Annotated in this window: 14 protein-coding genes and 1 tRNA gene; 6 read left to right on the forward strand and 9 right to left on the reverse strand. The window is 68.6% G+C overall.

The features are described from left to right. Positions 1 to 40 precede the first annotated feature (40 nt). Complete coding sequence (locus ACZYZ3_RS09085; protein WP_463963497.1) at positions 41 to 820, reverse strand: DUF998 domain-containing protein; 780 nt, start codon at positions 818 to 820, stop codon at positions 41 to 43. Positions 821 to 905: 85 nt separating this feature from the next. Between ACZYZ3_RS09085 and ACZYZ3_RS09090 the strand changes: the two genes are divergently transcribed. The 3 genes from ACZYZ3_RS09090 (at position 906) to ACZYZ3_RS09100 (ending at position 1,878) form a co-directional block, all read left to right on the forward strand. Then, positions 906 to 978, forward strand: a tRNA-Arg gene (locus ACZYZ3_RS09090). Position 979: 1 nt separating this feature from the next. Then, complete coding sequence (locus tag ACZYZ3_RS09095) at positions 980 to 1,477, forward strand: DUF6314 family protein (RefSeq protein WP_463963498.1); 498 nt, start codon at positions 980 to 982, stop codon at positions 1,475 to 1,477. Further along, complete coding sequence (locus tag ACZYZ3_RS09100) at positions 1,474 to 1,878, forward strand: NUDIX hydrolase (RefSeq protein WP_463963499.1); 405 nt, start codon at positions 1,474 to 1,476, stop codon at positions 1,876 to 1,878. Before ACZYZ3_RS09095 ends, ACZYZ3_RS09100 begins: the two co-directional genes overlap by 4 nt. Here ACZYZ3_RS09100 and ACZYZ3_RS09105 read toward each other — a convergent pair. Continuing rightward, entirely contained in the window at positions 1,875 to 3,788 is a 1,914-nt protein-coding gene (locus tag ACZYZ3_RS09105) for an ABC transporter ATP-binding protein (protein ID WP_463963500.1), read from the reverse strand. The two genes, ACZYZ3_RS09100 and ACZYZ3_RS09105, sit on opposite strands and share 4 nt — an antisense overlap. Then, on the reverse strand, positions 3,785 to 5,455 hold the full coding sequence (locus tag ACZYZ3_RS09110) for an ABC-F family ATP-binding cassette domain-containing protein (protein ID WP_463963501.1): 1,671 nt from the start codon (positions 5,453 to 5,455) through the stop codon (positions 3,785 to 3,787). Before ACZYZ3_RS09110 ends, ACZYZ3_RS09105 begins: the two co-directional genes overlap by 4 nt. Positions 5,456 to 5,683: 228 nt before the next feature. On the opposite strand from ACZYZ3_RS09110, the gene ACZYZ3_RS09115 reads away from it, so the two are divergent. The 3 genes from ACZYZ3_RS09115 (at position 5,684) to ACZYZ3_RS09125 (ending at position 8,005) form a co-directional block, all read left to right on the forward strand. Continuing rightward, positions 5,684 to 6,430, forward strand: a complete 747-nt coding sequence (locus ACZYZ3_RS09115; RefSeq protein WP_463963502.1) for a hypothetical protein — start codon at positions 5,684 to 5,686, stop codon at positions 6,428 to 6,430. Then, entirely contained in the window at positions 6,412 to 7,146 is a 735-nt protein-coding gene (locus ACZYZ3_RS09120; RefSeq protein ID WP_463963503.1) for a hypothetical protein, read from the forward strand. The genes ACZYZ3_RS09115 and ACZYZ3_RS09120 overlap by 19 nt, the downstream gene beginning before the upstream one ends. A gap of 118 nt (positions 7,147 to 7,264) precedes the next feature. Further along, on the forward strand, positions 7,265 to 8,005 hold the full coding sequence (locus tag ACZYZ3_RS09125) for a hypothetical protein (RefSeq protein ID WP_463963504.1): 741 nt from the start codon (positions 7,265 to 7,267) through the stop codon (positions 8,003 to 8,005). 294 nt (positions 8,006 to 8,299) lie between these two features. Here the strand turns inward: ACZYZ3_RS09125 and ACZYZ3_RS09130 are convergent, their stop codons facing one another. The 6 genes from ACZYZ3_RS09130 to ACZYZ3_RS09155 form a co-directional block, all read right to left on the reverse strand. Then, positions 8,300 to 11,323, reverse strand: coding sequence for an alpha-mannosidase (locus ACZYZ3_RS09130; RefSeq protein ID WP_463963505.1), 3,024 nt, complete (start codon positions 11,321 to 11,323; stop codon positions 8,300 to 8,302). Between the two features lie 92 nt (positions 11,324 to 11,415). Continuing rightward, entirely contained in the window at positions 11,416 to 12,297 is an 882-nt protein-coding gene (gene fdhD, locus ACZYZ3_RS09135; protein WP_463963506.1) for a formate dehydrogenase accessory sulfurtransferase FdhD, read from the reverse strand. A 76-nt stretch (positions 12,298 to 12,373) separates the two neighbouring features. Next, positions 12,374 to 13,783 carry a molybdopterin molybdotransferase MoeA gene (locus ACZYZ3_RS09140; protein WP_463963507.1) on the reverse strand — a complete coding sequence of 470 codons (1,410 nt, stop codon included), beginning with the start codon at positions 13,781 to 13,783 and terminating at the stop codon, positions 12,374 to 12,376. Next, complete coding sequence (locus ACZYZ3_RS09145; RefSeq protein ID WP_463963508.1) at positions 13,780 to 14,067, reverse strand: DUF6457 domain-containing protein; 288 nt, start codon at positions 14,065 to 14,067, stop codon at positions 13,780 to 13,782. The genes ACZYZ3_RS09140 and ACZYZ3_RS09145 overlap by 4 nt, the downstream gene beginning before the upstream one ends. Then, positions 14,051 to 14,806, reverse strand: a complete 756-nt coding sequence (gene mobA / locus ACZYZ3_RS09150; RefSeq protein WP_463963509.1) for a molybdenum cofactor guanylyltransferase — start codon at positions 14,804 to 14,806, stop codon at positions 14,051 to 14,053. Before mobA ends, ACZYZ3_RS09145 begins: the two co-directional genes overlap by 17 nt. Positions 14,807 to 14,888: 82 nt before the next feature. Next, positions 14,889 to 15,389 carry an HNH endonuclease gene (locus ACZYZ3_RS09155; protein WP_463963510.1) on the reverse strand — a complete coding sequence of 167 codons (501 nt, stop codon included), beginning with the start codon at positions 15,387 to 15,389 and terminating at the stop codon, positions 14,889 to 14,891. Positions 15,390 to 15,552 lie beyond the last annotated feature (163 nt).

Consider the following 15,552-nt stretch of genomic DNA (forward strand, 5'->3'; position numbering starts at 1 on the left):
CAGGTCCGCAGTGCCCCGCCAGGTCCGCAGTCCCCCGCTATCAGGTCCGCAGTGCGCGGCCGGCCCGCGCGGCCTTCCGCGTGTTGCGTCCCCTCCCCACCCGCTGGGCGACCACCAGCCCGGCGGCGGCCGTGCCGATCGTGATGGGGTAGCCCATCAGCCGTTCCAGGGTTCCCGGCTCCGGCACGTCCATCCCCGTCACGCCGCCGGCGATGAGCGCCCCGAGGGACACCACGCCGCAGGCCAGGATGGGCCAGCTCAGCGGTGTCTGCCGGAGCCAGAGCCAGCCCAGCAGCACCAGGGCCAGGCCACCGGCGGCGAAGTACAGGATGGCCCCCACGGCATGCCACACTGAGCCGGCGTCCTCGGGGACCAGCCCCACCAGGACGGTCCCGGCACCGGCGGCGGCAGTGAGGGCGCGCGCAGCGATGGCCGCCGCCCACGTCGCCCGGCTGGCCGGTGCCAGCGTGAACCGGGCGCCGGGCCGCGCCGCCGTGCACAGCAGGGCCGTGCCGAGCAGCAGCGCGCCGACCATCATGCCGATGCCCTGGACCACAAACGAGGCGTTCATCAGCACGTGCGCCGGCGAGCATACGTCCCGGCCGTCGAAAAACCCGCAGCTTACTGCGCCCAGGTCGCTGATGTAACCGGTCCGGCGGCTGTACGGCTGCTGCCCCGCCCACGCGCCGATCACGGCGGCCTCCGCCACGAAATACTGCAGCACGCTGAGCAGTGCCAGCGCCCCGGCGTAGAACCTGGTGGACGGCAGGGCAGGGATGTAGATGATGTCCTGGGACGGCGAGTCAGCTGCGGCGGTCATGCCAAGAGCGTAGTACGGCCCCTCACCTAGTATGCTTATATCCGTGTCCGAACGGGCCGGCTGCGGCCGGCCGGCACGGACGCCCGCCCTCGTAGCTCAGTGGATAGAGCACGGCTCTCCTAAAGCCGGTGTCGTTGGTTCGATTCCAATCGAGGGCACTTGAACCCCCAGTCCCCGGACGCCGCTCCGGACTTCGACCTCCGCGCCTACCTGCTGGGCAGCTGGGTGCTGGAACGATCCCTGCTGGACAGATCGACCGGCACCCGGGGGACCTTCACCGGCGTCGCCCGCTTTACCGCAAGAAACGACGACGGCGGCCTACGCCTCCGCGAAGAGGGCACCGTTTCCTGGGCGTCCGTCCCCGGTGGAGCGGCGGGCACACCGTTCACCGGACCGGCCAGCCGGGAGTACCTGCTCCGGCCCACAGGAGCCCCGGACACGCTGGACATGTTCTTCCCCGACGGCCGGCCGTTCCACCGGATGGGCTTCGGCCCGCGAAGCAGCCAGGACCAGCACTGGTGCGACCCGGACACGTACCGCGTGAGTTACACCAGCACGGGCCCGGCCGAATTCCGCTACCAGTGGGATGTCACCGGCCCGGCGAAGGACCTGCTGCTCACCTCGGTCCTGCGCCGCACTGCGGACGCTGCGGCGTGAACCCGCTCATTGTGGTCTCCGCGGTCTGTGTCTTCGATGAGGCGGGACGCCTGCTCACCGTGCGCAAACGGGGCACGGACAAGTTCATGCACCCCGGCGGCAAGCCCGAGACGGGCGAGACGGCCGCCCAGACGGCCGCACGGGAGCTGGCGGAAGAAGTCGGGATCGTGCTTGCGGCCGATGAGCTGGTGCTCCTGGGCATCTGGTTAGCGGACGCCGCCAATGAGGCCGCGACGCAGATCCAGGCGACGGTGTTCACGGCCCCGGGGGTCTGGAACGCCCTGCCCTCGGCGGAGATCGCCGAGATCCGCTGGCTGGACCTGGCCGCGGAGCTGCCCGACGATCTCGCCCCGCTGCTCACCGACCATGTCCTGCCCGCGCTGTGGGGCCAGCCGGGCTAAGCCCCGGGAACGGCCTCTTCCGCCACGGCGTTGGCCTCGGCGAACTGGGTCCGGTACAGCTCCGCGTAGCGGCCCTCGGCGGCCAGCAGCTCGGTATGCGTTCCGCGCTCCACGATCCGTCCGTCCTCGACCACCAGGATGGCGTCGGCGGCCCGGATGGTCGACAGCCGGTGGGCGATCACGACGGCGGTGCGCCCCTCAAGCGCGGCGCCCAGGGCCTCCTGGACGGCGGCTTCGTTGGTGGAGTCCAGGGCAGCGGTGGCTTCGTCCAGGATCACGACGCGCGGCTGGGCAATGAGCAGGCGGGCGATGGTGAGGCGCTGGCGTTCGCCGCCCGAGAGGCGGTAGCCGCGCTCCCCCACCACCGTGTCCAGGCCGTCCGGGAGCGACCGGATCATGTCTTCCAGGCGGGACTGGCGCAACACATCCCACATGAGCTCGTCGCTGGCGTCCGGGCGGGCCAGGCGCAGGTTGGAGGCGATGCTCTCGTGGAACAGGTGCCCGTCCTGCGTCACCATGCCGAGGGTGTGCCGCATGGAATCGAAGGTGAGGTCACGGACATCCACCCCGGTCCCGGGAATGGCTCCGCCGAAGCGGACCGCACCGGAATCGACGTCGTACAGGCGTGAGAGCAGTTGCGCGATCGTGGACTTGCCGGCGCCCGAGGAGCCCACGAGGGCGACCGTCTGGCCGGGTTCGACCCGGAAGCTGATGCCGTGCAGCACTTCTTCGCCGCCGCGGGTGTCGAGGGTGGACACGTCCTCCAGCGAGGCCAGCGAGACCTTGTCCGCCGAGGGGTAGGAGAAGCGGACGTCGTCGAACTCCACGGACAGCGGCCCGGCGGGCGATGACACCGCATCGGGCTTCTGCTGGATGAGCGGCTTGAGGTCCAGGATCTCGAAGACCCGTTCGAAGCTGACCAGGGCGCTCATGATCTCAACACGGGCGTTGGAGAGCGCGGTGAGCGGCGCATAAAGGCGGGTGAGCAGCAGGGCCAGCACGACGACGTCGCCCGCGGCCAGCTGCCCCTGCAGGGCCAGGAAGCCGCCAAGTCCGTAGACCAGGGCCAGGGCCAGCGCAGAGACGAGGGTCAGGGCGGTCACAAAGGTGAACTGCAGCATGGCAGTGCGGATGCCGATATCCCGGACGCGGCCGGCGCGGACGGCGAATTCCCGGGATTCCTCGTCGGGGCGGCCGAAGAGCTTCACCAAGGTGGCACCCGGGGCGGAGAAGCGTTCCGTCATCTGGGTGCCCATGGACGCGTTGTGCTCGGCAGCTTCACGGCGCAGGTCGGCCAGCTTGGAGCCCATCCGGCGGGCCGGGATCAGGAAGATCGGCAGCAGGATCATGGCGAGCACGGTGATCAGCCAGGACTTCCCCAGCATCACCACGAGGGTCAGGGCAAGGGCCACGACGTTGCTCACGACCCCGGACAGGGTCCCGGCGAAGGCCGACTGGGCGCCGATCACGTCATTGTTCAGCCGGCTTACCAGCGCCCCGGTGCGGGTCCGGGTGAAGAACGCGATCGGCATCTTCTGCACGTGGTCGAAGACCTTGGTGCGCAGGTCCACGATCACGCCTTCGCCGATCGTGGAGGAGAGCCAGCGCGTGAGAAGTCCCAGCCCGGCTTCGGCGACCGCCACAATGGCGATCAGCACCGCCAGCCACACCACGACGTCGGTGGCCGCGCCGGCGATGATCGCGTCCACCACCTGGCCTGCCAGAACGGGGGTAGCGACGGCCAGCACGGCCATCACGATCGAGAGGAGCACGAAGGCGATCAGCATGCCCTTGTGCGGACGGGCGAAGCTGAACACACGCTTGAGCGTCTCCTTGGAGAACGGTTTCGAGCCGCTCGAGGCGCGCGTGATGTTGTAAAGGGAGCTCCAGGCGACCCGGTCCATGCTCATGTCGTGTTGCCTTTCGGGGCGGTGTGGCCCAGGAGTTCGGTGACGACGCCGTTGTCCACGTTCCAGCGCGCGTCAAGACGCACGTTTTCCAGCAGCCGGCGGTCGTGGGTGACCAGCAGCAGGGCGCCGTCATAGCCTTCGAGGGCTTCCTCGAGCTGTTCGATTGCCGGGAGATCCAAGTGGTTGGTGGGCTCGTCAAGCACCAGCAGGTTCACGCCGCGGGCCTGCAGCAGGGCCAGCGCGGCCCGGGTGCGCTCCCCCGGCGACAGGGAGTCCACCGGCCGGGAGGTGTGGTCAGCCTTGAGGCCGAATTTGGCCAGCAGGGTCCGGACTTCGGCCGGGGTCTGGTCCGTGAGCACGGCCTCGACGGCGTCGGCCAGTTTCAGCGGCCCGGCCAGCAGTCCGCGGGCTTGGTCGATCTCGCCGACGGCCACGGAGGCGCCCATGGAGGCGTCGCCGGAATCGGGCCGCTGGATGCCCAGCAGCAGGCGGAGCAGGGTGGACTTGCCGGCACCGTTGGGGCCGGTGATGCCGATCCGTTCCCCGGCGTTGAGCTGCAGGTTCACCGGGCCCAAAGTGAAGTCCCCCTGGCGGACCACGGCGTCGCGGAGTGTCGCCACGACGGCGCTCGAACGCGGTGCCGCCCCGATGCTGAACTGCAGCTGCCATTCCTTGCGGGGTTCGTCGACCTCGTCCAGCCGGGCGATGCGGGATTCCATCTGGCGGACCTTCTGGCCCTGCTTCTCGGAGGACTCGGTGCTGGCCGCGCGCCGGATCTTGTCGTTGTCCGGGTTCTTCTTCATGGCGTTGCGGACACCCTGGGAGCTCCACTCGCGCTGGGTGCGGGCGCGGGAGACCAGATCGGCCTTGGTGTTGGCGAACTCTTCGTACCGTTCCCGGGCATGCCGGCGCGCCACGGCCCGCTCCTCGAGATAGCCCTCGTAGCCGCCGTCGTAGACCGCCACGGAGTTCTGCGCGAGGTCCAGCTCCACGATGGTGCTCACGCAGCGGGCGAGGAACTCGCGGTCGTGGGAAACCAGCACCACTCCGCCGCGGAGACCCTGCACGAAGGCCTCGAGTTTGGCCAGTCCGTTGAGGTCCAGGTCGTTTGTGGGTTCGTCCAGGAGCACGATGTCGAAGCGGCTGAGCAGCAGCGCTGCGAGCGCCACGCGGGCAGCCTGTCCGCCGGAGAGTCCGGTCATCTCGGCGTCCTGGCCCACGTCGAGGCCGAGGTCCGCCAGGACGGCCGGGATGCGGTCTTCCAGGTCCGCGGCGCCGGAAGCCATCCAGCGGTCGAACGCCAGGGAGTAGTCGTCGTCGGAGCCCGGGGCGCCGCTGCCGAGCGCCTCCGCCGCGGCCTCCATGTCCAGGGTGGCCTGGGCGCAGCCGGTGCGCCGCGCGATGTAGCCGGCCACCGTCTCGCCGGCGATCCGTTCGTGTTCCTGGGGCAGCCAGCCCACGAACGCGTCCGCCGGGGCAAGGCTGACGGTGCCTTCCTGCGGCTCGTCGACGCCGGCAAGCAGCCGGAGCAGGGTGGATTTGCCCGCGCCATTGGCCCCGACGACGCCGACGACGTCGCCCGGCGCGACGGTCAGGGAGAGTTTGGAGAAGAGTGTGCGGTGGTCGTGACCACCGGAGAGGTCCTTGGCGACAAGGGTTGCAGTCATTAGTCCATTCTCTCACCGCGGCCTCAGGCAGCCAGCCACAGGGCGCTCCGGGCGGCTCCCGGCCGCCGGGCATAAAAGAACCCGCTGGTCCGGACTTGGGGGGTGTACGGACCAGCGGGTTCGAACACTTAGCATAGTTGAATCAGCACCTCCCGTAAAATCACTACAGTCACGGCTCCACTAAACTTTAGAAGCCGCACTTCCGTTCGACCCTGCAGGAAGCCGTAAATGCCCCTACCCGCCAAGGCGTTTCAACTCTGGCTCCATGTCGTTGCTCCCAGCGCTAGCACCGCCGACATCTGCAGGATCTCCGGGATCAAGCGCACCACGCTCGCCCAGCAGCTGGTGCGCGGCAAAGTCGCGGAAAACACCCTCGTCAGCATCAGCCGCGCCCTGAAGCGCAGCCCCTGGGAGGACCTCGCCTCGTTTGAGAGCTATGCGGAACTTGCCGGGCGGCCGCAGCCGCCCACCCCCGCCGAACTCGTCAGCCAGATCGCCACCATGGATTTGTTGCGGGCGGTCATTTCCCGCACGTCCCCGGCGTACGGCGGCTACGGTGACGACGGCAGTGCGCTGACGCCGGCGCTCGGCCCCGCACCGCACGCCACCTCGGTACGGAACTGGGTGGACGCGATTGACGACGGCGAGTTGCGGCACCGGGTTTCGGAGGCCACCGGGGTCGCGCCGCAGAACTACTCGGCACAATTGACCGCCAACAGGCTCTCCCCCGAGTTGGCGGTCGCGACCGCTCGCGCCGCTGGCGTAGGCTTCACGGGCGGCCTCGTCGCTGCGGGTTTGATAACGGAAGCTGAGGCCGGCTGGCCGCCCGAGGCCAAGCAAACCGCGCTGGACGCCCTGTCCGAGGGCGAACTCACCGCCCTGGCCGGCGAGCGGCTGCAGGCCCTCGGTAAAACCCTGCGCCGCCAGGAACACGAACACGAACAAACAAAAAAGATATGGGAGAACCTCGGATGATCGCGATCCTGCAGTGGACCACTTTGACGGTCTGCGCTCTCGTCGCGATCGCCCGGATTCCGAGTGCGCTGCGGGGTGAAAACCGCTCGGTTTTCGGCGTCTTCCTGCTCTCCACCGTAGCCATCCTGCTCAGCATCGATGCGAGCTACATGACCATCGATGCATGGCTCGGATCCGCTAACTACACAAATCTGATCCTTCGCTTCGTCGTCTACGGCACAGTGCTGCTGGCCGGCTACCGGATCGCCAAAGCCTTCGACGCTCCGAAGAGCATCCGCCTCATCGTTGGCCCCGTGGGCAAGGCGGTTCTCACTGTCATCGGCACCGCGACCGTGGCTCTCTTCCTGTTGGGCGACACAGCAGGGTCCGAGACGGGGCTGACCGGGCTTCCGTCAAGAAGCCCGGAGAATGCGGTACTCATCGAATGGTATGCGGCGGCGGGCCGCCTCTACCCGGCATTCGTCGCCGCATGCGTCCTCCCCGCCACCTATCTGGCCATCAGCCGGAGGCTGCCCTTCGCCATCCGCATCGGGGCTCTGCTGCTGACAGTCGCTTTCGCAGCCATGGCCTTCGGCACCTTCTTCCCCCTGATCCCGAGCGAAGCCGGGTACCTGAAATTCATCATCAACTACACCTCGGTGTTGTGCCTTGTGCTGGGACTGGCTTTTGTCTGGATCTCCAGCCTGATGGCGAAAAAACAGGCTGTCCGCGCCTAGGCAGCCATCCCTCCCCGGCCTTTCAGTGGCTATCGGGGGCGGCCGGAAAGACGCGGAAGAAGTTGCCCGGTTAGTCACCGTAAGCTGAGCCGCGGAGAGACTTGGGAGAACCTTGATAATGAGTACGCTGGAATGGGCGACACTGCTGGTGTGCTGCACGGCGCTCCTCCTGCGCGTGCCGGACGCCGTGCGGGGCCGGAACCGGACCGTGTTCGGGATCCTCTTCGTGGGCACCTTGTGCAGTGTTCTCGCCGTCTCCGAACTCTACGAGGCGGTTGACGGATTGCTGGGCGGACGGGACGTCACGAGCCTGATCCTGCGGTATCTCGTCTTCGCAGTAGTCCTGCTGGTTGGCCTCCGCGTCACACGAGGTCTCGCCGCAGCCAGAGCCCGCCAGCTCATTTCCGGAGGAATCGGGCGCTGGGCCCTGGGACTTAGCTCCCTGGCCGTGACCCTGGCGTTCTTCCTGATGGTCGGCTCCGTGTCACCGGCCATGCTGCCCGCCCCGCTGGCGGGCGGCACAGGGGACGCCGATTTGGCGCCCTATTTCACGGCCGCGGGCCGAACCTATCCTGCCTTCGTTTCGCTCGTTCTGGTGGCTCCGCTGCTGGCAGCCGTCAGGAGCAAGCTGCCTCGCCTGGTCAAGGCCGGTGCCCTGCTGGTCCTGACCGGCGCTGTCTTCGCGGCCATGAGCCTTCCGGCCGCCCTGGCCCCGTCCAGCTGGGCGGGCGCACAGCATTTCCTCAATTACGCGGCGGCATTGGGTTACGTCCTGGGCCTCGTAACGTTCTGGTTCTCCGGACTGATCGCGAACCCCTCAGGTAACGCTAGGGCAACATTACGTCAGATCCGCGACTAGGCATTCACAAAATCATTAGACCGTGAGAGAATCATGAATGTGTGAAAGCGGCAGTTGCTTCGTGAACGGGGACAAACCGTGCGAGGCCGAGGCAGCCGCCCAAGCGCCATTGGGGGGATGAGTGGTAGCGGTCCAGCTGGACCGCTCCCACTCAGCCTGTTTAACAGCCTTTTCGCGCCCGGACAGTGAGTCTACGCAAAGCAACGCGGGGTCACTCCGCGCCCATCCCGGAGGGGATTTTGGGCCGGAAGTGACCCCGCGTTGCTTTATTTGGCGGTCAGCTGGGGGCGGGCGTCAGCGCACAAACCTCAACGTCACCAGCTGGAAGGGCCGGAGCGCCAGGTCCGCCGAGTCCCCCGCTGACGTCATCCCCGGTGCGGCTGCCGGCCGCTCCAGCAGGTCCACCGTGTGGACGCCGTTGACGGCAAAGTCTGCCGTCACGGTCCCCGCGGACCTCTCCCCCAGCGATTCGTAGACCCGGACAATCACGTCGCCGGAGCCGTCCTCAGCGAGTTTCACGGCTTCAACGACCAAGGCCGGGTTGGATACGGCAATGAGCGGTTCCACACCATGGGCGCCCTTGACCACGCGGGCGGCCAGATTCGTGCGGTATCCCTCTTCGACGGCGTCGGCGATGCCTGCTCCGGGCCGGATGGTGACAGTCAGTTCGTGCCGGCCGCGGTCCGCGGCGGGGTCCGGGAACTTGGGCGCGCGCAGCAGCGAGAGCCGCACGGTGGTGGTCGTTCCGCCGTCGCCCTCCCGGATACTCCGGGTGACGTCGTGGCCGTAGGTCGATGAGTTGGTAACCGCCACCCCGTAGCCGGGCTCGGCGACGTGGATCCACCGGTGGGCGCAGATCTCGAACTTCGCGGTTTCCCAGGAGGTGTTGAGGTGCGTCGGACGGAACACATGCCCGAACTGGGTCTCCGAGGCCGACCGGTCCGCCCGGACGTCCAGGGCGAAACCGAGCTTGAGCAGCTTTTCGCTTTCCTGCCAGTCAACCGCCGTCGAAATCGCCAGGGAGCCGGCGCCCGCCTCCAGCGATATCCGCTGGGTGACTGACGAGGATCCCGCCAGCCGTTCCACCACAACGACGGCGTCCCGGCCTCCGGTTTCCACCGTCAGGGAGCGTGCGCCGGTCAGGCGGACGACGTTGCGGCGGTAGAAGGCGTCGATGTCCCAGGCATCCCATTCGTTGGGGGTGTCCCGGTGGAGCTCCAGCAGGTTCCCGAACTGCCCGGGAGCGATGGCGTCGCGTCCGCTCGCGTAATCGGTCAGCGATTCGAGCAGACCGTCGGCGTTGATGACGGCGCGGATGATCCCGTTGTCCAGAATGTAGCCGCCGCCGGCTTCGGTGGCCAGCACGGGTGGCCCGGCGGGCACCGGCTCGGCTGCGGCCAGCGCGGGGACGCCGTGGCGTTCGTGCGGGGCGGCGTTGAGCAGGAAGTCAGTGTCCCCGGCGCCCAGCACCGCGCCGGCGGCGTCGGCGATGATCGCTTCCAGCTGCCGGCCGACGGCGGCGTAGTTCCGTTCTGCGTCCTGGTGCACCCAGGCGATGGAGCTGCCCGGGAGGATGTCGTGAAACTGCTGCAGGAGTACCAGACGCCAGAGGCGCTTGAGCTCATCCGCCGGGTAGCCGTATCCGGCCCGCACGGCGGCCGTGGCGCACCAGAGTTCGGCTTCGCGGAGCAGGTGTTCGCTGCGCCGGTTGCCCAGCTTGGTCTTGGCCTGGCTCGTGTACGTGCCGCGGTGCAGTTCGAGGTACATCTCACCGACCCAGACCGGGAGCGCCTCGTACTCGGCCTGGGCGCGGGCGAAGAAACCGGCGGCCGAGCCGAGTTCCACCTTCGGCGATCCCTCAAGGTCCGCGGTGCGGCGCGCCGCCGCCAGCATCTCCCGGGTGGGGCCGCCGCCGCCGTCGCCGTAGCCGTAGGGCACCAGCGAGACCGTGCCCCGGCCGTGGTCCCGGTAGTTGCGCTCGGCGTGGGCGAGTTCCCGGCCGCTGAGTTCCGAGCTGTAGCTGTCCACCGGCGGGAAATGCGTAAAGACCCGGGTGCCGTCGATCCCCTCCCAGTTGAAGGAGTGATGCGGCATCCGGTTGACCTGGTTCCAGGAGATCTTCTGCGTCAGGAACCACTTGCTGCCGGCAGCCTTGACGATCTGCGGCATGGCCGCCGAATAGCCGAAGGTGTCCGGAAGCCAGGCCTCCTCGCATTCCACGCCGAACTCGGCCAGGAAAAAGCTCTTCCCCTCCAGGAACTGGCGGGCCATGGCCTCGCCGCCGGGCATGTTCGTGTCCGATTCGACCCACATACCGCCCACCGGGACGAACTGGCCGGTCTTGACCTTTTCCCGGACCCGTCCGAAGAGATCCGGATACAGCTCCTTGACCCAGGCGAGCTGCTGGGCTGAAGAGCAGGAAAACACGAACCCGGGATCCTCGTCCATCAGTGCCACCACATTGGAGAAGGTGCGGGCGCACTTGCGGATGGTTTCGCGCACGGGCCAGAGCCAGGCGGAGTCGATGTGCGCGTGTCCGGTGGCGAGCAGGTGGTGGGCGGAGGCGTACGCCGGCCGGGCCAGGACGCCGGCCAGGGCCTTGCGCCCCGCTGCTGCCGTGCCCGGGACGTCGTCGGGGTCCATCACGTCCAGCATTCGTTCCAGGGCGCGCAGGATTTCGTGGCGGCGGGGCAGTTCCATCGGCAGTTCGTGCATCAGGCCGTTGAGGGTCCAGATGTCCTGCTGCAGCTCCCAGACGGTCTGGTTGAGTTCTGCGATGACGATCCGGCCGAGCCGGTACTTGGGCTCGTTGCCGGAGGTCGTCTTGTCGCCGTAGGGGGTGGCCGCGAAGGTCCAGCCCTGCGACAGGTCGGGGTTGGCGGCCGCCTCGACGTAGAAGTCGACGGCCATTCCGCTGCCCAGGAGCTTCAGCGGAATGTACTGGTTCCGCGGGGAGATCGCCTTGACGATCGTCCCGTCCGGCCGCCAGGCGATTCCCTCGCATTGGAACCCGGGAAGGTCACCGCTGAAGCCCAGGTCCACAATGACTTCCACCGAAGTGTCCGCTGCCGTGCCCCAGGCGTCCGGGACCTGCCCCTGCAGCCGCAGCCACTTGGTGCTCCACGGCCGCCCCCAGGCCGCTCCGTGCTCCTGCGGCGTGAACTGCTGCCGGAGGGCGTCCAGGACCGGGACCGGTTCGTCGGGGACATCCCAGCTGCTCAGGGTGAGCGGCACGCTGCGCGGATAGACCGCGGGGACGATGCGTTCGCGAACAAAGCGGTCCAGCCGGACTTCCGTGAGACGGCGGTCGTCGTGCAATGTGATCCTCTTAGCGCTGCGTGGATGACGCTGGAGTGCATCCAATCGATGGATAAAACTTACTTCGCGGCTGGCCCCCAGCCAAGTGGCTGTCAGCGGACGCTGTCCGCCAAGCCCACGGGCACCCTCACGCGGCGGGCCCCCGCATAGACATTCAGCGACGTGCCGCGGCTGAAGCCGGCCAGCGTCATGCCGCTGGCCTCCGCCAGTTCGACCGCCAGGCTCGACGGCGCGCTGACCGCGGCGAGGACGGGAATGCCGGCCAGGGCGGCCTTCTGCACCAGTTCAAAGGACGCCCGGCCGGAGACCTGGAGGACGGTTCCGCGCAGCGGGAGCAGGCCCGCGCGGAGGGCCCAGCCGACCACCTTGTCCACGGCGTTGTGGCGCCCCACGTCCTCGCGCAGGCACAGCAGTTCCACGGAGCCGTCCTCGGCGGTCCGGAACAGGCCGGCGGCGTGCACGCCGCCGGTGAGGTCAAAGACTGCCTGTGCTTCCCGCAGCCGGTCTGGAAGGGCCGCGAGCGTGGCCACGGGCACCGTCAGCGGGTCATCGGCGGGGCTGAAATGTGAGGACTTGTGCACGGCCTCGATGGAATCCGTGCCGCAAATGCCGCACGAGCTGGAGGTGTACACGTTCCGGCCGGTGTCCGGCCGGACGACGTCGGGCCTCAGCTGGGCTTCCACCACGTTGAACGTCTGGACGCCGTCCTCGTCTTCGCCGGCGCAGAACCGCAGCGAGACGAGCTGTTCGGGGCTCCAGATGACGCCTTCGGAGACGAGGAATCCCGCGACGAGGTCAAAGTCGTTCCCGGGGGTCCGCATGGTGACGGAGAAGGACAGGCTGCCGATCCGGATCTCCAGCGGTTCCTCCACGGCGAGCACGTCCTCCCGGTGCCGGACCGGGAATTCCAGGGCCTGGGGGGATCCGTCCAGGACATACTTGTGCACCTTGCGGCGCTGCGTGACACGGCCCATCAGGTACTCCTAACCAACATAACTCCATCATGGCAAGCACTGGGCCGGGTGGCCAGCGCGGGTTCGAGGCCGGGCGCTACCCCAGCAGTTCGCTCCAGTCCACGGGCCCGCCGGTACCGGAGGGCTTCCGGGCGGGCCGTTTGGGGGCGGGCTTGTCTTTGGGTACCGCAGGCTCCGGGAGGGGCGTTCCCCAGGGGAGGGTGAAGGCCTGGACGGTTTCCCCCAGCTGGACTCCGTGCGGCGGGACCACCAGGACGCCGTCGGCCGCGGCCAGCCCGCGCATCATGCCCGGCCCGGTGTGCTGTGCCGGGGACGCCATGCCGTAGAGAAGCCGGAAGGGCATCAGCCGGGTCCGGCCGGGGTCAGGGTCGATCATGGAGCCGCACGGCACCTCGGTGACGGGCGGCAGGGACCGGTGCCCCAGCGCTGCCAGGAGCGGGGCGCCGATGGTTGACAGTGCCATCATGGCCGCGAGCGGATTGCCCGGCAGCCCGATGATGAACCTGCCGTCCGGCAGTTCTGCCAGCACGGCGGGATGGCCGGGACGCATCGCGATGCCGTCGATCAACAGCCGTCCGCCGAGTTCGGCCACGGAACGGCGCAGGTGGTCGGTCCCGGACCGGCCGGTGCCGCCTGTGGTGATGACGACGTCGGCCGGCAGCGGTTCAGTGCCGGACCGGACGGGCGGCTGAGCTTCATCGGCTGCGGCTGGTTCCCCCTCCGGGTCGGTGTCCTCGAGCGCGGTGAGCCATTCAGCGTAGCTGTCGCCGATTTTCGTTTCGCCGGCACAGATTCCGCCGAGCATTTCCACGACTCCGGCGAGCTGGGGACCGAAGGTGTCGCGCACCTCCCCCGGCCGGGGGATCCCGGCTGGGACCACTTCCGAGCCGGTGAACACCAACCGGACGACGGCCTTGCCCAGGACCGGCAGGGTGTCGTGGGCGGCGAGGGCCGCGAGGGCCAGGTGGGCGGGGTTGAGCACGGTGCCGCCCTGGATCAGCATGTCACCGGCGGCGGCTTCCTCCCCGGCTTTCCGGATGTGCTCGCCGTTGCGAGGCTCGCCGGGCTTCGCCCCGCCGCCGAGCTGCAGGACCGGCAGCCCGTCCTCGTCGGCGGCAAGGGTGCCGCTTTCGCTGCGCAGCACGGCCTTCGCTCCGGGGGGAATCAACCCGCCCGTGACGATTGGGCTGGCCTGGTGGGGCGCCAGCCGCTGGCCGGATTCGGCGAGGATCCACGGTCCGCTGCCGTTGACGGCCCAGCCGTCCATGGCGGAGGAGGCGTAGTGCGGCATGTCCACGAGCGCCGCCACATCGGCGGCGAGTTTCCGCCCCAGCGCGTCGCGAAGGGCCACGGGTGCGGCGGGGATGGGCGTCGCACAGTCGAAGGCAAGCTGCCGGGCTTCCTGCCAGGTGTGCGCGAGGTGCCGATGGGGCGCAGGCTCATCCGTCGCGGCCGCTGTGCTGCCGTGAGGGGGTGCAGGTGTCATGCTCCGGAGGCTTCGTTGGCGGCGTAGTCCTTGGCCAGTTTCCGGGCGACGCCCATCGCGGCCTGCATCGAGACGGCATCCGTGGCCTGGCCGGAGCCGGAGGCCAGTCCTGCCGCAAAGCCGGCAATGAACGTTGTCAACGGCGCGGCAGGACGCACCACGGAATGCGCCGCCACCCCGGCCAGGGCCAGGACCTCGTTCACGTCAACCTCGACGTCTTCCAGTTCCAGGGCCTGAAGCAGGGCACGGCACCAGTCTTCGAGTGTTTCATCCTGGCTTTTCACCGTTTGCCTCCAAGGTCGAGTTCAGCGGGGGAACCCCGGGCCGGAGGCCTGGGTCATGGCTGTCGCGGCCATGGCTGTCGCGGTCCCGGCCGTCGCGGTGATGGCTGTCGAAGCCATGGCCGTCAGCCGGGCCGGTCACCCCCAGCGCGGAGGCATCGTCCCAGGTATCCACATCATCCGTAGACCCCCTGGGGACGCTGACTTCCCGCACCTCCAGACTAGCAAGAAGGGCGAATATCGAGGCGTTTTCGAGCGCGCCGCGCTGCTTGGCGTCGGCCACGCACCGTTGTAGCGCAGCCGTGCTATAAAGTCCGACCAGGGGCTGCCGGCGCCCGTCGGCAGACACTGCCATCAGCCCGTCGCCCGGCGGGGCTGCCGCTGCGGCTGCCAGCAGGGTTCCAACGGCGGCGCCCGCCCGGGGCATGTCGACGGCGAGGACCAGGGTCAGCGGTGCCGCGGCAGGGTGGCGGGGGTCTCGGCTGCGGTGCTGTTCCAGGGCGGAGATGCCGGCGGCGACGGCGGCGGCGGGGCCGGCAAAGGCCGGTTCCTCCCGGCAGCTCAGCACTCCCCCAGGCAGGGTTCCCGGGTCTGGCCCGACAACGGCGACGGCGGCCGCGCCGCGCGCGGACTGCAGGGCGCGCTCCAGGAGGGTGGCGCCGTCCTGGGTCAGACCGGATTTGGGCACGCCGCCCAGCCGGGACGACCGGCCCCCGGCAAGAATGACAGCATCGAATTCCACCGGCCCAGCGTAGCTGGCTATAGGTCCTGTCCTGGCGCGGCGGCCGGGGCGCGCCGGGCGAGCGCCGGGCCAGGCAGCCGGTTCAGGCAGCCGATTCCGGCAGCAGGAAAGGGTCCCAGGCCGGCGTCGGCTTCTCCAGTTCCTTGATTTGCCAGGTCGTGCCCTTGGGCGGCGCGGGGCTGAAACCGAGTTTCCACCCCATCTCCCCCGGGGTGTGGTCGCCTTTGGCGTTGTTGCACCGGAGGCAGGCAGCGACGAGGTTTTCCCAGGAATCCGCGCCGCCCCTGGATTTGGGCTGGACATGATCGATGGTGTGGGCGGCTTTGCCGCAATAGGCGCAGCGGTGTCCGTCCCGGCGGAGCACCCCGCGGCGGCTCACCGTCGTGACTGTGTTGTAGCGGGGCCTGATGTAGCGATTCAGGAGAATCACCGAAGGCCGGCCCAGGACGTCCTGCGGCCCGACGACGGGTTCGTCGCCTTCCGCCACGACACTGGCCTTTCCAGTCAGCACAAGGACGAGTGCCCGGCGGAAGGTCACAACCGCCAGCGGTTCATATCCAGCATTCAGAACGAGAGTGCGCATCCGCATACCTCTTCACGGCCGCACCCGCCAGGGGCACGAGGGCCGGCTGCCCTCTGCATGGTCGGGCTATGGATCGACAAAACAAGAGTAAACATGGAGATGCCGATTCTCCGAATCTTTTTTTGCCCGAACCGCGCGGGTCCGCTGAAGTTCACGTCCTGGC

The organism is Pseudarthrobacter linnaei, from assembly GCF_055412825.1.